Raw genomic sequence first — 21859 nt, forward strand, 5'->3', positions numbered from 1 at the left:
TATTCTCCCACGCCGGTCGTGCGGCCGCGCGGCGGCGGCACCCGGCGCCTCGACCCGCCCCAGCCCGCGCGCCCGCGCCCTCTATCTTCGCGCGTCAGTAGTTGCTGCCTCCCGTCAGGTTGGTGACAACTACTGACGCGCGAAGACAGGGTGCGTGGCGTCTCGCGTGGCGGGCCGGGGTGTGGCGGGCGGGGCGGGTCGGCCGGGGCGGGATGTGGCACCCGGGGCGGGCGCGAGGGCCCGCGGTGCGAGGTGGAAGCGGCGCGCGAATGCGGTCAGCTGCGCCGAGTCAGGTGCTCGAGCAGTGCGGCGCTGCTGCGCTCGACCTGCGCCAGCACCTCGTGGAAGGCGCCCTGCTCGGAGTAGTAGGGGTCGAAGACATCCGGGTCGGCCGGCCGCTCAGGGTCGAAGGCGGTGAGCAGGCTGAGGCGATCCGGATCGGCGCCGAGCTCGCGCAGGTGCCGCTCGTGGCCCCGATCCAGCGCGATGAGCAGGTCGTGACCCGCGATGTCGGCGCTGCTCACCCGCGTGGCGCGGTGGTCGCTGCCGTCGTATCCCGCCGCGGTCAGCGCGACGAGGGTGCGCGGATCCGCGCCGTCGCCGATGTGGTAGCCGTTGGTGCCGCGCGAGGTCACGTGGAAGCGGTCGCCGTGTCCCGCCTGCTCCGCGAGGGAGCGGAAGATCACCTCGCCCATGGGGGAGCGGCAGATGTTGCCGGAGCAGACGAAGCTGATGCGGAGGATCTCGGGGCTGGTCACCCCTCCAGTCTGCCCGAGGGTCCTCCGGATTTCAGGACGCGTCTGCTGCACTACGCACCGCATTGCGCAGCAGACGCGTCCTGAAATCCGGGACGGCGGCCCTGTTCAGCGTTCCTTCTTCTTCCCGGTGCCCAGCAGACCGTTCATCAGCCCCGAGAGGATCGACATCACGACGGCCGCGAGCACGCCCCACCAGAAGGTCTCGATGCGCAGGCCGAAGCCCGCCAGGTCCGAGAGCCAGGCGACGACGGCGAAGAGGAAGCCGTTCACGATGAGCCCGAACAGGCCCAGCGTGAGAATGTAGAGCGGGATCGACACGAAGCGCACCACCCGACCGAGGGTGCCGTTGACGAGCCCGAAGACCAGCGCCACGAGCACGAGGGTGATGATCGGACCGTACGGGTCGTAGATCGTGACGTCGTTGAGCGCAGCGCTCTCGGTGCGCAGAATCCCCTGACCGGGAGATTCGACCCACACCCCGTGCTGACCGCTGCCGCCCACGATCAGCGTGGTGAGCCACAGCGCGAAGGCGCCGACGAGAACCCGGATGATGGTGCGCATGCCACCAGTCTTGCAGCCCGGACTGCACAGGACCAGGGAGCCCGCGGTGCACTGGGGAGTACTGAGGAGCACTGAGGAGCACCGGGCGGTACGTGCTCGGTACTCGTCAGGCTGCGCGCGGCGAAGCCGGTCATGCTGCGCGAGCGCACGGAATGGCAGAACGTCGGCGCGTTCTGCCAGAGCATCCCGTGCACGCAGATGACTGGGTGCTGCACTTACGCAGGATGACGGGGGGCTTTGCTCACGCAGGGCAACCGGCGGGCTCATCCGCGCGACCTCTAGACTGAACACCCATGAGCGAAAACGCCGCCTCGCCCGTCCGCCTTCGCCCCGAGGTGCTCGCCACGCCCGCCTACCGGCAGGGCGCGACGCCCACGAAGCCCGGCTTCAAACTGTCGAGCAACGAGAACCCCTTCGACCCGCTGCCCGGCGTGCTCGAGGCGATCGCCGGGCGCGCGGAGCAGACGAACCGCTACGGGGCGGCCGCGATGCCCGAGCTGCGGGCGACGCTCGCCGGGTTCTTCGGGGTGAGCCTCGACGGGGTGCATCTCGGCGCCGGCTCGGTCGCGATCCTCTACCAGCTCGTGCAGGCCGCGGCGGGACCCGGCGACGAGTACCTCTACGCCTGGCCCAGCTTCGAGGCGTACCCGGCGATGGGCCTCGCTTCCGGGGCGATCCCCGTCGCGGTGCCGCTGAACGACCGGGCCGAGCACGATCTCAACGCCATGGCCGCCGCGATCACCGATCGCACGCGGGTCGTGCTGCTGTGCACGCCGAACAACCCCACGGGTCCGACGATCCGCCGCGCCGACTTCGATCGCTTCATGGCGAGCGTGCCGTCCGACACCCTCGTGGTGCTCGACGAGGCCTACCGCGAGTTCGTCACCGATCCCGATGCGGTGCGCGGGGAGGACGTGCTGCGCAGCCATCGCAACCTCGTGGTGCTGCGCACCTTCTCGAAGGCCTACGGGCTGGCCGGGCTGCGGATCGGCTACGGCGTCGGCGATCCCGCGATCCTCACGGCCGCCGCGAGCGTCTCGATCCCGCTCTCCGTGACCGGTATCGCTGAGAGCGCCGCCCTCGCCTCGCTCACACCGGAGGCCCGGGCAGTGGGTGCCGAACGCATCGCCGAGCTCGCGGCCCGTCGCGACGCGCTCGCCGCCGCGCTGCGCGAGCTCGGGATCGCCGTGCCGGAGGCGCAGGGCAACTTCGTGTGGATTCCCGAGACGGCTCCGGGGGAGCGCGGGGTGGGAAGCGCGCTCGCGCTCGCCGCGGACTTCGCCGAGGCCGGCACGCTCGTGCGGCCGTTCGCCGGCCACGGCGTGCGCGTCTCGGTGGGAGAGGCCGAGAGCGTGCCGGAGGTGCTGCGCATCGTCGCAGCGCACCTAGCGCCGTAGACCGCACGACGATGGGCTGCCGCTCACGCGCTGCGCTGCGCCGTCCGCCGCGCCGCCCACGCACCCCCGCCGCACCGCCCGGCCGCTGAATATCCGCGCCGCGACATGGGGCGCGATTACACTGGGTCGGGATGAGCGAAGAGACGACTGACACCCCGCTGCTCGCGAGTGGCGCGGATCCCGAGCCGATCCGCTTCCTCGACGAGGCGGGCGATTACGCACCCTCGAACACCGCGGCCGAGTTCGCCGACGAGCTCTCGGCCGTCGGGCTCGATGACTTCAAGCAGTGGTACCGCGACATGGTGTCCACCCGCGCCTTCGACACCGAGTGCACGCACCTGCAGCGGCAGGGCCAGCTCGCCCTCTGGGTGCCGAGCGTGGGCCAGGAGGGCTGCCAGGTGGGCCTCGCGCGCGCCTCGGAACCGCAGGACCACATCTTCCCCGCGTACCGCGAGCACCTCGTGGCGAACGTGCGCGGCGTCGACCTGCTCGACATCGCCGCGCAGTTCCGCGGCGTGACGCACGGCGGGTGGGACGTCACCGATCCGGCCAACGGCAACGTGCACCTGTACACCCTGGTGCTCGGTTCGCAGACGCAGCACGCCACCGGCCACGCGCTCGGGCAGGTGCTCGACGCGAAGCGCCGTGCCGGTGACACCGCGCTCGACCCGGGTGAGGCCGGCACCGCGACCGGCGAGGCCACGATGGTCTTCTACGGCGACGGCACCTCCAGCCAGGGCGACGCCAATGAGGCGATGGTGTTCGCCGCGAGCTACCAGACCCCAGAGGTCTTCGTCGTGCAGAACAACGGCTGGGCGATCTCGGTGCCCGTGACCCGGCAGTCGCGCACGCCGCTCTACCGTCGCGCGCTCGGCTTCGGGCTCCGCGCCGTGCAGATCGACGGCAACGACCCGCTCGCGGCTTACGCCGTCGGGCGCCGCTTCCTGCGCCTCGCGCGCGAGGGTCACGGCCCCGGCTACATCGAGGCCCTGACGTACCGCATCGGCGCGCACACCACCGCCGATGATCCCACGCGGTATCGACCGGACGGCGAGCTCGAGGCCTGGCAGCAGCGCGACCCGATCGCCCGTCTCGAGGCCCACCTGCGCAGTCTCGGCGTCGACGACGCGTTCTTCGCCGAGGTCGCCGAGACCGCCGACCGTCAGGCGAAGGCCGTGCGCGATCAGATCCTGACGCTGCCGCAACCGGAGCCGGATTCGATGTTCGCGCACGTCTACGCCGAGCCGCACCCGCGGATCGACGAGCAGCGCGCCTGGTTCGCCCACTACGAGTCGTCGTTCGAGGGGGCTGACGCGACGCCGGCAGACGCGCCAGCGTCTGCGTCGCGGCCGGTGCCGCACACGGCGGCAGCCCACGGAGCGGAGCGAGGGGTGACCGCATGACCGAGATCGTGACCCTTGCGGAGCGCACCACCCTGCCGATCGCGAAGGCGATCAACGAGGGGCTCCGCGCCGCCATGGCAGCTGACGACCGTGTGCTCCTGATGGGCGAGGACATCGGGCCGCTCGGCGGCGTGTTCCGCGTGACCGACAAGCTGCAGGCCGAGTTCGGCTCGGCCCGCGTGCTCGACACCCCGCTCGCGGAGGCCGGCATCGTCGGCAGCGCGATCGGCCTGGCCATGCGCGGCTACCGCCCCGTCATCGAGATCCAGTTCGACGGCTTCATCTTCCCCGCCTTCAACCAGATCACCACGCAGCTCGCGAAGATCCGCGCCAGGCACGACGGCAAGGTCGACATGCCGATCGTCATCCGCGTGCCCTACGGCGGGCACATCAACTCGATCGAGCACCACGAGGAGAGCCCCGAGGCCTACTTCGCGCACACTCCGGGGCTCCGCGTCGTCGCACCCTCGACCGCGAACGACGCCTACTGGATGATCCAGCAGGCGATCGCCTCGAACGACCCGGTGCTCTTCTTCGAGCCGAAGGCGAAGTACTGGCAGAAGGGCGAGGTCGACCCCGCCGCCCCCGCCGCCGAGCTGCACCGGAGCCGCATCGCCCGCACCGGCTCCGACTGCACCGTCGCCGGCTTCGGCGCCATGGTGACGACCCTGCTCCAGGCGGCGGAGATCGCGCAGTCGGAGGGCACGAGCATCGAGGTGGTCGACCTGCGCACCGTCTCGCCGATCGACTACGAGCCCCTGCTCGCCTCCGTGCGCAAGACGGGCCGACTCGTCGTCGCGCAGGAGGCATCGGGCAACGCGAGCGTGGGAAGTGAGATCGCGGCGACCGTCGCGGAGCGCATGTTCTACTCGCTGCAGGCACCCGTGCTGCGCGTCTCCGGGTACGACGTCCCGTTCCCCGCCGCCTCCATCGAGCCGCTCTTCCTCCCCGACGCGGACCGCGTGCTCGAAGCCGTCGACCGCACCATGCACTACTGAGGTTCGTCAGTGCGCCCGCCCGGTCATCCTGCGCGACGGAGGAGTCGCAGGATCTCGCATTGGGATTCCGCGACTCGCAAGCTCACGCGGAACGACCGGAAACTCCACACATACGCTGTTCTCACACCGAATCCCAGGAGCTACACATGAGCGAGATGACGTTCCCCCTCCCCGACGTCGGCGAGGGGCTGACGGAGGCCGAGATCGTCACCTGGCACGTCGCCCCGGGCGACACGGTCGCCCTCAACCAGGTGATCTGCGAGATCGAGACCGCGAAGTCGCTGGTCGAGCTGCCCTCCCCGTTCACCGGTACGGTCACGGAGCTGCTCGCGGAGATCGGGCAGACGGTGCCCGTGGGCGACCCGATCCTGCGGGTCTCCGTCGAGGGCGGGGATCCGGATCCGGCGCCCACCGCCGCGCCGGCCGAGTCCGAGGAGACCCGCGACGCCGTGGCCGATGCCGCGGACTCGATCGAGCACGAGGAGGAGGGCGGCGCCGTGCTGGTGGGCTACGGCGCGGCGGGCGCGGTCAAGTCGCGCCGTCGCCGCGGCGGGGAGCCGCCGCTGAGCGGCGCGGTGCAGGCCGGGGGCGCGCAGGCGCCGATCCCCGTGGCCGATGCGGTCCCGGTCATCGCGAAGCCCCCGATCCGCAAGCTGGCGAAGGATCTCGGCGTCGACCTCACGCAGGTGAGCGGCACCGGGATCGCCGGCGAGATCCTGCGCGACGACGTGGTGCGGCAGGCGACTCAGGCCAGCCTCTTCCGCAACATCTCGACGCCCGAGGTCTCGGAGGCGCGCGAGGAGCGCATCCCGCTCAAGGGCGTGCGCAAGATGACGGCGCAGGCGATGGTCACGAGCTCGAACGAGGCGCCGCACGTGAGCGTCTTCACCGACGTCGACGCCACTCGCACCATGGAGTTCGTGAAGCGGCTCAAGAACTCGACCGACTTCGCCGGCGTCAAGGTGTCGCCCCTGCTCATCTTCGCGAAGGCGATGCTGTGGGCGATCCGGCGCAACCCCGAGATCAACTCGACGTTCACCGAGACCGAGATCATCCGCCACAACTTCGTCAACCTCGGCATCGCCGCGGCGACGCCGCGCGGCCTCATCGTGCCCAACATCAAGGATGCGCAGGAGCTCAGCCTGCTCGACCTCGCGAAGGCGATCGAGCAGCTGACCATCACGGCGCGCGACGGCCGTACCCAGCCCGCTCAGATGCAGAACGGCACCATCACCATCACCAACATCGGCGTCTTCGGCATGGACTTCGGCACCCCGATCCTCAACCCGGGGGAGTGCGCCATCATGGCGATGGGCACCATCCGGCAGAAGCCGTGGGTGGTCGACGGCGAGGTGCGGCCGCGCATGGTGACGACGGTGGGCGGCTCGTTCGATCACCGCATCGTCGACGGCGACGTGATCTCGCGCTTCGTGGCCGACGTGGCCTCGGTGCTCGAGGAGCCCGCGCTGCTGCTGGACTGATCCCGGTCGAACCCTGAGCCGGTCGAGGGGCGAGACCGGGTTCCCTGCGGCAGGCTCAGGGAACGGCGGCAGGCTCGGGGAATGAGCCGGCGGGCTACTCGGAGGCGGGCGCCCCGAGCCGCTGGGAGAGTTCGCGCGCGGCCCGCGCCACGTACACGCCGAGCGCGTCGAGGCGCTGGCCGATGCGCACCTTGGGAGCGCTGACGTTGATGGCCGCGACGATGCGGCCGGTGAAGTCGACGACGGGAGCGGAGGCGGCGACGACGCCGATCTCCAGCTCCTCGTCCGAGGTGGCGTATCCGCGCTCCCGGATGTGCGTGAGCTCGGCGAGGAGGGTGTCGAGGTCGGCGACCGGCGCTGCGCCGGGGGGCGGGGTCTCGAGCAGGGGGAAGCCCAGGGGCTCGGCATCGGGATTCAGCACGCCGACGAGTGCGTGATCCTTGCCGTGATCCCGATACCACTGGGTGAGGGAGGCTTCGTCCCAGTCGCTCAGCAGCACCCGGCCCGACGGCGTGCGCCAGGCCGCCGTGGTGATGCCGGCCCACCCCGTGGTGCGCACCTCGTGCGGGCTCAGCTCGCTGAGCAGCGTGAGCACGTTGCCGCCCCGCAGCACGCAGAGGTGGCTCGTCTCGCGGGTGAGCTGAGTGAGTCGTCGCAGGTGCGCACGCGAGGCGTGGACGATCGTCGAGGGCGCGCTGTGCGCGGCGAGGGCGTACAGCCGAGCCCCCGGCAGGTAGCGCAGGGAGGCCTCGTCGCGCTCCACGAGGCCCGCTTCGGCGAGGGTGGTGAGCGCGCGCGACACGACGGCCTTGTCGCGGCGCAGCAGCTGCGCCACCTGGGTGACGCCGAGACCGGCGCCCCGGAACGACTCGGCCGAGCCGAGCAGCTCGAGGATCTCGATGTCGCGCGTGAGGCCGGAGGAGTTGCGGCGCGGCGGCGCGGCGGATGTCTGCTCGGTCATGGAGACAGTGTAGATCCATTTGTTGCCATATCAACAATTCGTTATGTCGAAATGGTTACAGCGGATAACTTGTGAGGCATTGTCCTCACCCCGCCTCGACGATGAGACAGGAGAACATTTTCTTGACAGGTTTCGATTGGGAAGGGTTGCTCACCTTCCTCTCGCGTCGTTCCGACGACATCCTCGAGCTCACGATCGACCACCTGGTGGTCGTGCTCATCTCGCTCGCCTTCGCGATGGTGATCGGGATCGGCCTGGGGATCCTCGTGCGCGGCCGCCGCTTCGCCCGGTCCGTCGTGCTGACGGCCTCCGCGGTCGCCATCACGATCCCCTCGCTCGCCCTGCTCGCGCTGCTGAGCCCGGTGCTCGGCCTCGGCTGGCTCCCCACGGTCGTCGCGCTCGTCTTCTACTCGCTGCTCCCCATCGTGCGCAACACCGTCGTGGGATTGCGCGAGGTCCCGCTTCCCGTGCTCGAGGCGGCGCGCGGCGTCGGCATGGGGCCGGTGCGCGTGCTCTTCACGATCCAGCTGCCCGTCGCCTGGCCCGTGATCCTCACCGGAGTGCGCGTCGCCGCGCAGCTCACGGTCGGCATCGCGGCCATCGCCGCCTACGTGGCGGGCCCCGGTCTCGGCGAGTACATCTTCAAGGGCCTCTCGTCGCTCGGGTCGAAGAACGCGCTGAACTACGCGCTCACCGGCACCGTGGCCGTCATCATCCTCGCCCTCGTCCTCGACGGCATCTTCGTCCTCATCGCCCGCTACACGACTTCAAGGGGTCTCCGTGCCTGAACTCACCACGAACACCGGCGTCATCTCCTCGCTCGCCGCTCAGCAGGGCGGCGTCGACATCGAACTCGATCGCATCACCAAGCACTACCCCGGGCAGCAGATCCCCGCGGTGGAGGACTTCTCGATGCGCATCGAGCCCGGCGAACTCATCATGTTCGTCGGCCCCAGCGGCTGCGGCAAGACCACGACCATGAAGATGATCAACCGGATCATCGAACCCACCTCCGGATCGATCCGGATCAACGGCGACGACGTGCTCTCCCTCGACGGCAACGAGCTGCGGCGCCACATCGGCTACGTGATCCAGCAGATCGGCCTCTTCCCGCACTTCACGATCGCCGACAACATCGCGACCGTGCCGAAGCTGCTCGGCTGGTCGAAGCAGCGCATCGCCGAGCGCGTCGATGAGCTGCTGCGCACCGTGCAGCTCGACCCCGCGATTTTCGCCAACCGCTTCCCGCGCCAGCTCTCGGGCGGGCAGCAGCAGCGGGTCGGTGTGGCGCGCGCACTCGCGGCCGACCCGCCCGTGATGCTCATGGACGAGCCGTTCGGCGCCACCGACCCGATCACGCGGGAGAAGCTGCAGGCCGAGTTCCTGCGGCTGCAGGCCGATATCGGCAAGACGATCATCTTCGTGACGCACGACTTCGAAGAGGCCATCCGGATGGGCGATCGCATCGCCGTGCTGAGCGAGCGCAGCCAGATCGAGCAGTTCGACACCCCCGCGAACGTGCTCGCGGCGCCGGCCAACGACTACGTCACCTCGTTCATCGGGCAGGGCGCCGCGCTCAAGCGCCTCGCGCTGATCCCCGCCAGCGGTGCTCGGCTCGGCGCGGTGGACTCGGCCGCGCCCGCGATCACGATCGGCGAGGACGACTCGCTGCGCGAGGCGCTCGACCTGCTCGTGCTCACCGGGGCGCCGCGGATCAACGTGGCGAGCGGGGAACGGCTCGTCGGCTCGCTCGATCACGCCGCGATCTCGGCGGTACTCGGTGCGGACGTACCCGCGCCTCCGGCGACGGGGGTGTGACCGTGGCGACGCAGCAGATCACCCCCTCGCCCACGACGCTGATCCAGACCGCGAACGGCGACGACCGACCGCGCCGCTTCACGACCGTGCTGCGCAAGGTCATGCCGCTCATCGTGGTGGCGGCCGTGCTGCTGGTCACCTACCTCTGGATCGCCAGCCTCGAGCTCGACTCGATCGAGCAGCGCACGCTCAACAGCGCCTACATCACGGCCCGCATCGGGGAGCACCTGACGCTGTCGGTCGTGGCCGCGGTGCTGGTCGCGGTGCTCGCGATACCGGCGGGCATCGCGGTCAGCCGCTCGAAGTCGCGGATCTTCACCGGCATCGTCATCGGTCTCGCCAACATCGGACAGGCCACACCCGCGATCGGCGTGGTGATCCTGCTCGCCATCCTGTGGCAGACCGGCTTCGCCACCGCCTTGGTCGCCCTCGTGGTCTACTCCTTCCTACCGGTGCTGCGCAACACGATCACCGGCATCGCCCAGGTCGACCCGAACGTGCGCGAGTCGGCCAAGGGCATGGGGATGACCTCCGGCCAGGTGCTGCGCCGCATCGAACTCCCGCTCGCCTCCCCGGTGATCCTCGCCGGCCTGCGCACCGCGCTCGTCTTCGCGGTCGGCGTCGCGACCGTGGCCACCTTCATCAACGCCGGCGGCCTCGGCGACATGATCGTCAACGGCCTGAAGCTGCAGCGCTACCCCGTGCTCATCGTCGGGGCGGTGCTGGTCGCGAGCATCGCGGTGCTCATCGACTGGGCCGCCGGGCTGGTCGAGGAGGCCGTGCGCCCCCGCGGCCTGTAGGCCCCCGCTTCGTCATCTACCTCCGATTCACACCGAAAGGGAACCACCATGAACAAACGGAACACCGCAACGCTGGCCCTCGCCGCCCTCGCGGCGGGGTCGCTCCTCCTCACCGCCTGCTCCTCCGGGGGCTCGGGCGGCGGATCCTCGGCGAGCGACGAGCTCTCCGGTCTCACCGGCGAGATCGGGTCGAAGGACTTCTCGGAGCAGTACATCCTCGCCCACATCACGACCGAGCTGCTCAACGCCCACGGGGCCGACGTGGAGGCCAACACCAAGCTCGTCGGATCGGCCAACGTGCGCCAGGCCCTCGAGAACGATCAGTTCCTCGGCTACTGGGAGTACACGGGCACCTCGTGGATCACCTACAACGGCAACACCGAGCCGGTGCAGGGGGCCGAGGCCCAGTTCGAGGCGGTGCGCGATGCGGACGCCGAGCACGGCATCGCCTGGCTCGAGCCCGCGCCCTTCAACAACACCTACGCATTCGCGATCCGCCAGAGCGAGGCGGACGCGCTGGGAGTGCAGAGCCTCAGCGACGTCGCGAAGCTGCCGAGCGCGGATCAGACGTTCTGCATCGAGAGCGAGTTCTCGACGCGCGACGACGGCTGGCCGGGCCTCAAGGCCGCCTACGGCTTCGACGCGCCCGACTCCAACATCACGATGCTCGACACCGGCGTGATCTACACCGCGACCGAGAAGGGCACCGACTGCAACTTCGGCGAGGTGTTCCAGACCGACGGGCGCATCCCCGCGCTGAACCTCGTGGTGATGGAGGACGATCTCGAGTTCTTCCCCAGCTACCAGGGCGGCTTCACGCTGAAGCAGTCGACGCTCGACGAGTACCCCGCGATCGCCGACGTCATGGACCTCGTCAGCCCGCTGCTCACCACCGAGGAGATGCAGCGCCTCAACGCGCTCGTGGACGTCGACGGCGAGGATCCCCAGGACGTCGCCATCGACTGGCTCGAAGAGCAGGGGCTCATCTGATGACGGGAACCGCGCAGCAGCCGGCGCAGTCCGTGCAGATCGGCGAGAGCTTCGTCGGCGACGGCGTCAACGCCGCGCACATCAACACGGTGCTCGGTCACCGCGACGGACCCGCCGGGGCGGCGTGGGCGACGGCACTCGCCACCCCGAGCCAGGGGCACGTCCCCTTCGTGGCCGTGCTCCGGCCGTCGCTCCCGGTGAAGCCGCTCACCCTGTTCGTCACCAAGGCCGCCCCCGCGAGCGACGAGCACGGGACCCACATCTGGGGCCCGGCGCAGGCCGGTGTCGCAGCCGGGGTGGCCGATGCGGTGGCCGAGGGATCCGTCCCCGCCGAGGCGGCCGAGACGCACGCGCTCATCGCCGCGGTGTGGGTCAACCCCGACGCCGACGACGCCGAGACCGTGTACGCCAACAACCGCGAGGCCACTCGCACCGCACTCCGAAACGGCGCCGCCGCGCTCCCCGCGCTCGACGAGGTGCTCGCGGCCCGCCACCAACCGTCCAATCCCTTCTTCACCCCGAAAGCAGCCAGCGAAGCATGACCAACACCACCTTGCCCACCGTCGGGTTCATCGGACTCGGCAGCATGGGCTCAGGTATGACGAGGAACCTGCAGGCCGCGGGCTTCCCGCTCGTCGTCACCGACATCCGGCGCGAGGCCGCCGATGCCCTGATCGTGGGTGGCGCCCGCTGGGCCGACACCGCGGCCGAGGTCGCCGCGGCCGGTGACCTCGTGATCACGATGCTGCCGACGCCCCGGCACGTCGCCGAGGTCGCGAGCGCTCCGGACGGTATCCTCGCGGGCATTCCCGACGGGGGCACCTGGGTGGACATGTCCACCTCGGTGCCGGATGTGACCGATCGGATCCGCGCGGAGCACGCTGGTCGAGGGCTCAGGATCCTCGACGCGCCGGTGAGCGGGATGTCGGTGGGGGCCGCGAGCGGCATGCTGCAGATCTTCGTCGGCGGCGAGGCCGAGGACGTCGCCCGGCTGCGCCCGGTGTTCGAGGCGATGGGGGATCCGGATCGGATCCTCCACGTCGGCGGCGCCGGCGCCGGCTACGCGGTGAAGCTGATGATCAACCAGCTGTGGTTCTCGCACCTCGTGGCGACCGCCGAGGTGCTCTCGATCGGCGTCAAGGCCGGTGTGGACCTCGGGGTGCTGCGCGACTCGCTGATCGCGAGCCCCGCGAACAGCACCTTCGTCGAGCGCGACGTGCTCTCGATCCTGAACGACGGCGACTACGACGAGGGCTTCGCCATCGCGCTCGCCTGCAAGGACCTGGGCCTGTCGGTGGATCTCGCCCGCTCGGTGGGCATGCCCGCGGAGCTGTCGTCGCTCGTCGAGCAGGTGTTCCGCAGGGCGCGGGCCAGCTACGGCGACCGCGCCGGGGAGATGACGCCGTTCAAGCTCTACGAGGATCTGCTGGGTCACCCGCTGCGGCTGGGGGTCGGCGCATGAGCGGGGCGAGCGCCGTGAGCGCCGTGAGCGCGAGCGAACGCGAACTGCTGGAGCGCGTACCCACCCGGCTGCTGATCGCGGGGGAGTGGCGGGATGGCTCCGCCGGGGCCGAGTTCCCCGTGACCGATCCCGCGACGGGCGAAACGCTCGCCCTGGTCGCCGACGCGACGCCCGAGGACGGCGAGGCGGCGCTCGCCGCGGCCGACGCCGCGCAGGAGGCCTGGGCGGCGACGGCCCCGCGGGCGCGGGCCGAGATCCTGCGCCGCGCCTTCGAGCTCGTCACCGAGCGGGCCGAGGACTTCGCGCTGCTGATGACCCTCGAGATGGGCAAGCCGCTCGCCGAGTCGCGCGCAGAGGCGGCCTACGGCGCCGAGTTCCTGCGCTGGTTCTCGGAGGAGGCGCCGCGGATCTCGGGGCGCTACGCCACCGCACCCGACGGCAAGAACCGGCTGCTCGTGGCGAAGCGACCCGTGGGCCCGTGCCTGTTCGTCACCCCCTGGAACTTCCCGCTCGCCATGGCGACGCGCAAGATAGCTCCGGCGCTCGCCGCGGGGTGCACCTCCGTGCTGAAGCCCGCCGCGCTGACGCCGCTGACGGCGCTGCTGCTCGGCGAGGTGCTGCTCGAGGCCGGCGTGCCGGCCGGGGTCGTGAACTTCATTCCGACCTCGCGGGCCGGCGCCGTGACCGGGCCGCTGCTGAAGGATCACCGGCTGCGCAAGCTCTCCTTCACCGGCTCGACCGAGGTGGGCCGGCGACTCATCGCCGACGCCGCGGATCAGGTGCTCCGCGTCTCGATGGAGCTCGGCGGCAACGCGCCCTTCCTGGTCTTCGAGGACGCCGACATCGACGCGGCCGTCGAGGGCGCCCTGCTCGCCAAGCTGCGCAACGGCGGCGAGGCCTGCGTCGCCGCGAACCGCTTCCTCGTGCACGAGCGCGTGGCGGCGGAGTTCTCGGAGAAGCTCGTCGCGCGGATGCGCGGGTGCGTGCTCGCCCGCGGCACGGAGCCGGACACCACGCTCGGCCCGCTGGTCGACGCGGCGACGCGCGACAAGGTCGCGGCGCTCGTGGCCGATGCGCAGGAGGACGGCGCGACGCTGGCGCTCGGCGGGGAGGCCCCCGACGGCCCGGGGTACTTCTATCCCGCCACCGTACTGGTGGACGTGCCGCGAGAGGCGCGGATCCTGCGCGAGGAGATCTTCGGCCCCGTCGCGCCGATCGTGACCTTCGGCACGGAGGATGAGGCGGTGGAGCTCGCGAACGACAGCGAGTTCGGGCTCGTCTGCTTCGCGTACACGCGCGATCTGAACCGCGCGCTCCGGCTCGCCGAGCGGCTCGATACGGGCATGTTCGGCCTGAACACCGGCATCGTGTCGAACCCGGCCGCGCCGTTCGGCGGGGTGAAGCAGTCGGGCCTCGGTCGCGAGGGCGGCTTCGAGGGCATCGAGGAGTACCTCGAGACCCGCTACATCGGCATCTCCGACCCCTTCGCTCGAACCCGGCAGACAGTCTCGAAGGAGCTGGATTGAACATCACAGATTTCTCCCTGGATCTCTTCTCCCTGGAGGGGAAGCGCGCGATCGTCACGGGCGGGAACACCGGGCTCGGGCAGGGCTTCGCGCTCGCGCTCGCCAAGGCCGGCGCCGACGTGTTCGTGCCGGGGCTCTTCTCCGACGGGGGCGAGACGGCCGCGCTCGTGCGGGCGGAGGGTCGCCGGTACGAGGAGCTCACGGTCGATATCACTCGGGCCGGCGCGCCCGCCGAGGCCGTCGCGGCCTGCGTCGAAGCCCTCGGCGGGGTCGATATCCTCGTGAACTCGGCCGGCATCAGCAGGATCGCCGACGTGACCGACTTCGGCCGGGAGCAGTGGGACCCGATGGTCGCGGTGAACCTCACCGCCGCCTTCGAGATGAGCCACGAGGCCGCGCGGCACATGATCGCGCAGGGCTCGGGCAAGATCATCAACATCGCCTCGCTCTTCGCGTTCCTCGGCGGTCTCGGGTCCCCGGCCTACGCCGCGACGAAGCACGGCATCGTCGGCTTCACCAAGGCGTACGCCGACGAGCTGGGCCCGCACGGCATCCAGGTCAACGCGATCGCCCCCGGCTACTTCGCCACCCGGATCACGGAGGAGACCCGCACCGATCCCGAGCGCAACCGCCGGGTGCTCGAGCACACCCCGGCCGGGAGGTGGGGAGACGTCGCCGACCTGATGGGGGCGACCGTGTTCCTCGCCGGCCGGGCCTCCGAGTACGTCAACGGTCACGTGCTGACCGTCGACGGCGGCTACCTCGTCCGCTGAATGGGCCGTGTCAATTGATTCTCACCCCGCTGACCGAAGCCGAGCGCCGTGCTGAGCGAGGAGCGCAGCGACGAGTCGAAGTATCGAAATCACCGGAGTATCGGGTTTCGACTCGCTTCGCTCGCTCAACCGGCGGTATCTGCTCACGCAGTCAGTAACGAACCTCCACGAAAGAACAGGATCCTCATTCCCATGGTTGCATCACGATCGGACCTCAGCCGATCCGACATCGTCTCCGCGCTGCACGGTCTCGTCGGCGAGGCGCAGGTCGTCACCGACGCGCAGGAGCTGCGCGAGGCGAGCGTCGACCGCTTCAAGAAGTACACCGCCGTGCACGGCATCTACGACGGCCCGATCCCGGCCGCCATCGTCCTCGCCCGGTCCACCGAGGACGTGGCGAAGGTGCTCGCGTTCGCCGACGAGCACCTCGTGAACGTGGTGCCCCGCACCGGCCGCACCGCGACGGAGGGCGGGCTCGAGACCATCGTCGAGGACTCCATCGTGCTCGACGGCTCGCAGATGGACGCGATCCTCGACATCGATCCCGTCGACATGATGGTCACCGCCCAGTGCGGCGTACCGCTGCAGGTGCTCGAGGACACGCTGCGCGCGCAGGGGCTCACGACCGGGCACTCTCCGCAGTCGAAGCCGATCGCCCAGATGGGCGGGCTGGTCGCGACGCGCTCGATCGGCCAGTTCTCGACCCTGTACGGCGGCATCGAGGACATGGTGGTCGGCCTCGAGGCGGTCTTCCCCGGCGGTGAGGTCAGCCGCATCAAGAACGTGCCGCGCCGCGCGGCGGGGCCGGACATCCGCCACATCGTGATCGGCAACGAGGGCGCACTGTGCTTCATCACCGAGGTCACCGTCAAGCTCTTCAAATTCCAGCCCGAGAACCACCGCTTCCTCGGCTACCTCGTCGACTCGCTGCCCGCCGGAGTCGACGGCCTGCGCCGGATCATCACGGAGGGCTACCACCCCTCGGTCGCGCGAGCCTACTCCGAGGAGGACGCCGCACAGCACTTCGCCCACTTCGCCGGCGGCAAGTCCGTCGTCGTGGTCGTCGCCGAGGGGCCGCAGGGCGTCGCTGACGCGACCGCCGAGGGCGTCGAGCGGATCTTCGCCGACATCCCGCACGAGCGCGTCGATCCCGCGCTCGTCGAGGAGTGGTTCGACGGGCTGAACTGGGGCCAGGACAAGATCGATGCCGAGAAGCGCACGATGCTCGAGAAAGCGCACCTCGGCTACACGACCGAGGTGTCGATCGACTGGTCGGGGGTCGAGGAGCTCTTCGAGTCGGTGATGCGCCGGGCGCGCACGGAGTTTGCGCGCGCCGCCGACCTCACCATGCTCGGCGCGCACTCCTCGCACAGCTACCAGACCGGCACGAACCTCTACTTCGTCTACGACTACAACATCGACTGCGACCCGCGCGACGAGATCACCGAGTACCACGAGCCGCTCAACGCCATCGTGGTCGAGGAGGCGCTGCGGCTCGGCGGCTCGATGGTGCACCACCACGGCATCGGCAAGTACCGCACGCCGTGGACGCTCGAGGAGCACGGCAGCGCCTACGCGATGCTCGAGACCCTCAAGCGCGGGTTCGATCCGAACGGGATCATGAACCGGGGCACGATCTACCCCGTCGCAGCGGCGGAGTGAGCGGGGCGCGGGTGGCGGCGTATGTGATCGCGGTCGACAACGGCTCGCAGAGCACGAAGGTCTCGATCTTCGATGCCGCGGGGGTCGTGCACGCGAGCGCGCGGGTCGCGCTGCGGCCGTACGCCTCACCGGCGCCGGGCCGGTGGGAGCATCCGGACGACGATCTGTGGACCTCGATCACCGCCGCGATCCGAGAGGCGCTCTCCCGCTTCGACGGCGACGTCTCGCAGATCCGCGGACTCGGTCTCTGCACGATCAGGTTCTGCCGCGCCGTGCTGCGCGCCGACGGCAGCCTCGCGCAGCCCGTGATGAGCTGGATGGACGAGCGGGTGTCGCGGGCGTACGAGGCCGAGACGCCCGATGCGCGCTACGTGACGACCTCGTCGGGGTACATCGGCCATCGCCTGACCGGCCGGTTCCGCGATACCGCGGGCAACTACCAGGGGGTCTGGCCCATCGACGCGGAGCGCTGGGACTGGAGCCGCGCCGAGGGGGACTTCGCGCGCACCGGGCTGCGCCGGGAGCAGCTCTTCGAGCTGGTGCCGCCCGGCGCGGTGCTCGGCGGGGTGACCGCCGCGGCTGCTGCCGAGACGGGGTTGCCGCCGGGACTGCCCGTCGTCGCCACCTCCAACGACAAGGCCGTGGAGGCGCTGGGAGCGGGTCTCCGCTCGGAGCGGGAGGCGCTGCTCTCGCTCGGCACGTACGTCTCGGCGATGATGACGGGCACCCGGTCGCAGCCGTCGGAGGCCGGTACCTGGGTGAATTTCGGGGCCGACCCCGGACACTACCTCTTCGAGAGCACCGGGATCCGCCGCGGCATGTGGACCGTGAGCTGGTTCCGGGATCTGGTCTCGGGGATGACGGAGGAGGAGCTCGGGCGCGGCGCGGAGTCCGTGCCCCCCGGGGCGGAGGGCCTGGTGGTCTCGCTCGACTGGCTCGCGCCCGACGAAGCACCGCAGCGGCGGGGCGGGATTGTCGGCTTCGACGGCACCCAGGGGCGCTTCCACGTGCACCGGGCGATCCTCGAGGCGCTCGCGATCACGATGGCCGACAACTGCGCGCGCATGGCGGTGTCGTTGGAGCGCCGCATCGACGAGCTCGTCGTCACCGGCGGCGGGGCCGCCTCGGAGCTGATGCTCTCGGTGCTCGCCGCGGTGTTCGAAGTGCCGGTGCGGCGCCCCGCGATCACCGACGCCGCCGGGGTCGGGGCGGCGATCACCGCGGCCGTGGCCGCCGGGCTGCACCCGGACTGGGATCGGGCGACGGCCGCGATGGTGCGTCCGGGGACGCGGGTGGAGCCGGATCCGGCGCTCGCCGCCGCGTATCGCGAGGTGCGGGAGCGCTACGCGCGCGTCATCCCGCGCGTGCGCACGCTCTTCGAAGAGGGGTGAGCGGGGCCGCTCCGTTCGACGCGACGGCGGGATTCGAACCCGCTGCTTCTCGGTCATGAACCGTGTACCGGAACCATCCGGGTCGCCGCGATACCCCCATGGTAACGATCGGGTAACGGCCCGCAGCATCTGTTGCGGATTGTGACCCGGTCGTTCTTCTGCGCCTCGGGGGAGGCGATCGAGTAACGGGTTTACGACATTACTTCCCGTTACCCACTCATGTTGTTGGAGTGCTTATGCCAGACATAAGCTGAGCCGAAGTCATCGGCACCATCGAACATCCGGGAGTGGGAAATGAGTCACGCGAGCGAGTCTCTGCACATCGATGTCACCCCGACGGATGCGCTCATCGACGCGGACACCCGCGTCCGGATCGGCGGCGCTCGCGCGGGTGAGCTCGTCTCGGTCGCCGTCGAGTCGGAGCAGCTCGGCGACACGCGGTGGGCCTCCTTCGCGCACTTCGTCGCCGACGCGGCGGGGCAGGTCGATCTCGCGACAGCCGTCCCGGTCGACGGCAGCTATCGCACGGCCGACGCGAACGGGCTCATCTGGTCGCTGAGTCCCACGGAGGACTCGCCCGTGCGCATCAGGGACAGCCGCTTCATCGAGTCGGGGATCCGGCCCTTCGAGCTCACTTTCCGGGTCGAGACGCCGCGCAGCGGCACCGCCGAGGCCTCCATCCTGCGCCGTCCGATCGCCGAGGGCGTCGAGCGTCGTGAGATCCGCGAGAGCGGGGTCGTCGGCACGCTCTTCACCCCGGCGGGAGCGGGACCGCACCCGGCCATCGCTGTCGTGCCGGGGTCCAACGGGGGGATCCCCGAGGCGCTCGGCGCGCTCTACGCCTCCCACGGCTACGCGGCGCTGGCCCTCGGCTACTTCCGGGTCGGGGATCTGCTCCCCGAGACGCTCGAGGAGATTCCGCTCGAGTACTTCGATAACGCCTTCAACTGGTTATCCGATCAGCCCCTGGTCGATGCGAACCGACTGGTCGTCAGCGGTGCCAGCCGCGGCGGAGAGCTCGCGCTGCTGCTCGGGGCCACCTTCCCGACGGTGCGCGGCGTGCTCGCGTGGGTGCCGAGCAACACGGTCAATCAGGGGTTCGCGAGGATCGGGGACGACACCGTGCGCGCGGCGTGGACGCTGAACGGCGAGCCGATCCCGTTCCTGCCCCGCGGCTTCAGCGATCCCGACCATCCGGTGCCGCTGCGCGACGGCGGCGCGGTCTTCGCGATCGGTGCGCTCCGCAGCCGCTCGCTGATCGACGACCCGGAGCCGTACGAGATCCCCGTGGAGCGGATCAACGGTCCGGTCCTCTTCCTCTCCGGCCGGGACGACGTGCTGTGGCCGTCCGCGATCTTCAGCGACTGGGCGGTGTCCCGTCTGCGCGAGAAGGGGTTCGCCCACGAGGTCCAGCATCTGAGCTACGAGAACGCGGGGCACACCCTGGGCCCGGCGAACGGCCCGGCGACCGTCATCATCGGACCCGACGCAGGCCGGGTCTCCGAGCGATTCACGAATCTCGGAGGCACCCCGGAGGGCATCGCCCGCGCGCGAGCGGACCTGTGGCCCCGAGTGCTCGAGTTCCTGGGAAGGACGGTGGCGACCGCATGAGCGAGTACTCGACGACGGCCGCAGCGGCGACCGCGCCCGCAGCGGCTACGACGTCCGTCGCCGGCCGGCCCGTGAGGCGCCTCGTGTTCGGCGGCGCGCGCCTGACCCGCCTCGACGGCTGGGGAGCCCCGCAGGATCCCGAGGCCTCGAAGGCCGTGCTGCGGGCCGCCCTCGACGCCGGTTTCGACGCCGTGGACACCGCGGATGCGCTCGGTCCCGGGATCAGCGAGACGCTGATCGGCGAGGTCGTCGGCGACCGTTCCGACGTGCTCGTCTCCACGAAGGTCGGAATGCTCCGTCCCGGACCCACGCGGTGGGACGTGCTGGGCCACCCGAACTACCTGCGCCAGCAGGTGCACGCGAGCCTGTACCGGCTCCGGCGGGAACGGATCGACCTGCTCTATCTGCACCGCATCGATCCGGACTATCCGCTCGCGGATCAGCTCGGCGCACTGCAGGAGTTGCGCGATCAGGGCCTCGTCGGGAGCATCGGCGTGAGCGAGCCGACCGCGGAGCAGCTGGAGGACGTGCTGCGCGTCGAGCCGGGACTCGCCGCGGTGCAGAGCGTCTACAACGTCGCAGCGCCGGGGCACCGCCCGCTCATCGGGTCGCTGGCCGAGCGCGGGATCCCCTTCGTGGGGTACTGGCCGCTCATCGGCCGGGGGCTGCCGGCCGCGGAGTTCGAGCGGGTCGACGAGGTGCTGCGGCGATTCGCCGACGACACCGGTCTCACCCCGACGCAGCTGAAGCTCGCCTGGATCTTCGCGACGGCGCCGAACACCCTCGCGGTCGTCGGGTCGCGGTCGCCGCAGCACCTGGTGGAGAACCTGGCGGTGCTCGAGCGGCCGATCCCCGCCGAGCTCGTCCCCCGGATCGAGCGCGAGGTCCGCGAGGCGCTCGGCGGTTTCTCGTTCGATCCCCGATACGGACCGGAGGAGCAGGCATGAGCGGCACCGACCCGCTGGAGACCTATCTGGCGTTCGAGCGGGCGCAGGCGGATGCCGTGCATCCCGAACCCGACCCGCACTCCCCGTTCCGAGGGGCCGACGATGCGCTCCAGGAACGGATCGCGGCGCGGATCGAGGGGCTCTCCGCCGAACTCCGCGCTCTCGCGGTCGATCTCTACGAGCATCCCGAGGTCGGTTTCGAGGAGCACCGCTCGGTCGCCCGGATCGCGGAGCTGCTGGAGGCGCACGGCGTCGCGGTGCAGCGGCCCGCGTTCGGCCTCGCGACCTCGTTCGTCGCGACCGCGGGCGACGACGGGGGCGATGGCCCGCACTTCGCGATCCTCGCGGAGTACGACGCGCTTCCCGGGATCGGGCACGCGTGCGGGCACAACGTGATCGCGGGCATCGCGGTCGGCGCCTTCCTCGGCGTGCGCGACGTCGTCGAACGCCTGGGCGGTCGCGTCTCGCTCATCGGCACCCCGGCGGAGGAGGGCGGGGCGGGCAAGGAGCTCATCATCCGCGCGGGCGGCTTCGACGACGTCGACGCGGCGGGCATGGTGCACCCCTCGGTGGGCGATTCGGTCAGCCCGATCTTCGGGCCCGGCACGAGCGGCGTGCGCCGGGTCTCGGTGACGTACCACGGCAGAGCCGGGCACGCCGCACTCAGCCCGTACCTGGGCCTCAACGCCCTCGACGCGGTCGTGACGGCCTACCAGTCGGTCGCGCAGCTGCGTCAGCACATCCTGCCGGTCGACCGTCTGCACGGGATCATCACCGACGGCGGCGCCGCACCGAACGTGGTGCCGGATCGCGCCTCGGCCGTGTTCCTGATCCGCTCGACGGAGATCGACACGCTGAAGGTGCTCACCGATCGTGTGGTGGACATCCTCGAGGGCGCCGCCCTCGCCACGGGCACGCGAGCCGAGATCGATCTCGACTTCGAGCCGCCCTACCTGCCGCTCGTGCAGAACACCGAGCTCGTGAAGCGCTGGGCGCGGCACCTCACCGCGCGCGGTCGCACCGTGCCGGTGACCCCCGCGGTCGCCCGTCAGGGCGGTCCGTCGACCGACATGGGCAACGTCAGTCAGTTCATCCCGGCCATCCATCCGGCGCTCGGACTCGGCGGCTCGCCGGACGTCGTGCCCCACAACGCGGAGTTCGCCGAGACGACGGTGCGGGAACCGGCGATCCGCGCGCTCGTCGACGGGGCGATCGCACTCGGCGGCCTCGCCGCCGACTATCTCGCGGATCCCGGGCTGCGCGCCGCAGCCGACGCCGAGTTCCAGGCGCGCGGCGGCCGCCGCCGGTGGGAGGCGTGAC

The 21859-nt window shown here is 70.7% G+C and carries 20 protein-coding genes and 1 tRNA gene; 17 read left to right on the forward strand and 4 right to left on the reverse strand.

Annotated elements, in window-relative coordinates; translation table 11 throughout:
* Nucleotides 1-275: 275 nt before the first annotated feature.
* Both AMS65_RS05390 and AMS65_RS05395 read right to left on the reverse strand, forming a co-directional pair.
* Complete coding sequence (locus AMS65_RS05390; protein ID WP_241489346.1) at nt 276-758, reverse strand: low molecular weight protein-tyrosine-phosphatase; 483 nt, start codon at nt 756-758, stop codon at nt 276-278.
* A 105-nt stretch (nt 759-863) separates the two neighbouring features.
* Nucleotides 864-1319, reverse strand: coding sequence for a phage holin family protein (locus AMS65_RS05395; protein ID WP_053383121.1), 456 nt, complete (start codon nt 1317-1319; stop codon nt 864-866).
* Between the two features lie 293 nt (nt 1320-1612).
* Between AMS65_RS05395 and AMS65_RS05400 the strand changes: the two genes are divergently transcribed.
* The 4 genes from AMS65_RS05400 to AMS65_RS05415 all read left to right on the forward strand — a co-directional run bounded on the left by AMS65_RS05400 (nt 1613) and on the right by AMS65_RS05415 (nt 6598).
* Nucleotides 1613-2716 (forward strand): histidinol-phosphate transaminase, encoded by a 1104-nt coding sequence (locus AMS65_RS05400; protein ID WP_053383122.1) that lies wholly within the window; start codon nt 1613-1615, stop codon nt 2714-2716.
* A 131-nt stretch (nt 2717-2847) separates the two neighbouring features.
* A complete protein-coding gene (locus AMS65_RS05405; protein ID WP_083451502.1) occupies nt 2848-4119 on the forward strand; it encodes a thiamine pyrophosphate-dependent enzyme in 1272 nt (423 codons plus the stop codon).
* Nucleotides 4116-5117 carry an alpha-ketoacid dehydrogenase subunit beta gene (locus AMS65_RS05410; RefSeq protein ID WP_053383123.1) on the forward strand — a complete coding sequence of 334 codons (1002 nt, stop codon included), beginning with the start codon at nt 4116-4118 and terminating at the stop codon, nt 5115-5117. The genes AMS65_RS05405 and AMS65_RS05410 overlap by 4 nt, the downstream gene beginning before the upstream one ends.
* Before the next feature lie 146 nt (nt 5118-5263).
* Nucleotides 5264-6598: a dihydrolipoamide acetyltransferase family protein gene (locus AMS65_RS05415; RefSeq protein ID WP_053383124.1), complete on the forward strand. Its 1335-nt coding sequence runs from the start codon at nt 5264-5266 to the stop codon at nt 6596-6598.
* Nucleotides 6599-6692: 94 nt separating this feature from the next.
* On the opposite strand, the gene AMS65_RS05420 is transcribed toward AMS65_RS05415, so the two are convergent.
* Complete coding sequence (locus tag AMS65_RS05420; protein WP_053383125.1) at nt 6693-7559, reverse strand: IclR family transcriptional regulator; 867 nt, start codon at nt 7557-7559, stop codon at nt 6693-6695.
* 122 nt (nt 7560-7681) lie between these two features.
* Here AMS65_RS05420 and AMS65_RS05425 point away from each other — a divergent pair, with 122 nt between their 5' ends.
* From AMS65_RS05425 to AMS65_RS05470, 10 genes are all read left to right on the forward strand, one after another.
* Nucleotides 7682-8347: an ABC transporter permease gene (locus AMS65_RS05425; protein ID WP_241489347.1), complete on the forward strand. Its 666-nt coding sequence runs from the start codon at nt 7682-7684 to the stop codon at nt 8345-8347.
* Nucleotides 8340-9377, forward strand: coding sequence for an ABC transporter ATP-binding protein (locus AMS65_RS05430; RefSeq protein ID WP_083451503.1), 1038 nt, complete (start codon nt 8340-8342; stop codon nt 9375-9377). The genes AMS65_RS05425 and AMS65_RS05430 overlap by 8 nt, the downstream gene beginning before the upstream one ends.
* Nucleotides 9378-9379: 2 nt before the next feature.
* Nucleotides 9380-10177, forward strand: coding sequence for an ABC transporter permease (locus tag AMS65_RS05435; protein WP_306455221.1), 798 nt, complete (start codon nt 9380-9382; stop codon nt 10175-10177).
* Between the two features lie 48 nt (nt 10178-10225).
* Nucleotides 10226-11167, forward strand: coding sequence for a glycine betaine ABC transporter substrate-binding protein (locus AMS65_RS05440; RefSeq protein ID WP_053383127.1), 942 nt, complete (start codon nt 10226-10228; stop codon nt 11165-11167).
* Complete coding sequence (fae, locus tag AMS65_RS05445) at nt 11167-11709, forward strand: formaldehyde-activating enzyme (protein ID WP_053383128.1); 543 nt, start codon at nt 11167-11169, stop codon at nt 11707-11709. The genes AMS65_RS05440 and fae overlap by 1 nt, the downstream gene beginning before the upstream one ends.
* Complete coding sequence (locus AMS65_RS05450; protein WP_053383129.1) at nt 11706-12629, forward strand: NAD(P)-dependent oxidoreductase; 924 nt, start codon at nt 11706-11708, stop codon at nt 12627-12629. Before fae ends, AMS65_RS05450 begins: the two co-directional genes overlap by 4 nt.
* Entirely contained in the window at nt 12626-14155 is a 1530-nt protein-coding gene (locus AMS65_RS05455) for an NAD-dependent succinate-semialdehyde dehydrogenase (protein WP_053383130.1), read from the forward strand. Before AMS65_RS05450 ends, AMS65_RS05455 begins: the two co-directional genes overlap by 4 nt.
* Entirely contained in the window at nt 14152-14928 is a 777-nt protein-coding gene (locus AMS65_RS05460) for an SDR family oxidoreductase (protein ID WP_053383131.1), read from the forward strand. Before AMS65_RS05455 ends, AMS65_RS05460 begins: the two co-directional genes overlap by 4 nt.
* A gap of 192 nt (nt 14929-15120) precedes the next feature.
* Nucleotides 15121-16590 carry an FAD-binding oxidoreductase gene (locus AMS65_RS05465; protein WP_053383132.1) on the forward strand — a complete coding sequence of 490 codons (1470 nt, stop codon included), beginning with the start codon at nt 15121-15123 and terminating at the stop codon, nt 16588-16590.
* Nucleotides 16587-17981, forward strand: coding sequence for an FGGY-family carbohydrate kinase (locus AMS65_RS05470; RefSeq protein ID WP_053383133.1), 1395 nt, complete (start codon nt 16587-16589; stop codon nt 17979-17981). The genes AMS65_RS05465 and AMS65_RS05470 overlap by 4 nt, the downstream gene beginning before the upstream one ends.
* Nucleotides 17982-17999: 18 nt before the next feature.
* Here AMS65_RS05470 and AMS65_RS19355 read toward each other — a convergent pair.
* Nucleotides 18000-18071 (reverse strand) — tRNA-Met (locus AMS65_RS19355).
* Between the two features lie 204 nt (nt 18072-18275).
* On the opposite strand from AMS65_RS19355, the gene AMS65_RS05475 reads away from it, so the two are divergent.
* From AMS65_RS05475 to AMS65_RS05485, 3 genes are read left to right on the forward strand one after another with little or no spacing between them, the layout of a single operon-like run.
* Nucleotides 18276-19592: an acyl-CoA thioester hydrolase/BAAT C-terminal domain-containing protein gene (locus AMS65_RS05475; RefSeq protein WP_053383134.1), complete on the forward strand. Its 1317-nt coding sequence runs from the start codon at nt 18276-18278 to the stop codon at nt 19590-19592.
* On the forward strand, nt 19589-20539 hold the full coding sequence (locus AMS65_RS05480; protein WP_053383135.1) for an aldo/keto reductase: 951 nt from the start codon (nt 19589-19591) through the stop codon (nt 20537-20539). The genes AMS65_RS05475 and AMS65_RS05480 overlap by 4 nt, the downstream gene beginning before the upstream one ends.
* Nucleotides 20536-21858: a M20 family metallopeptidase gene (locus AMS65_RS05485; protein WP_083451504.1), complete on the forward strand. Its 1323-nt coding sequence runs from the start codon at nt 20536-20538 to the stop codon at nt 21856-21858. The genes AMS65_RS05480 and AMS65_RS05485 overlap by 4 nt, the downstream gene beginning before the upstream one ends.
* Nucleotide 21859: the final 1 nt, after the last annotated feature.

It is taken from the genome of Leucobacter celer subsp. astrifaciens (assembly GCF_001273835.1).
In the GTDB taxonomy this organism is placed as follows: domain Bacteria; phylum Actinomycetota; class Actinomycetes; order Actinomycetales; family Microbacteriaceae; genus Leucobacter; species Leucobacter celer.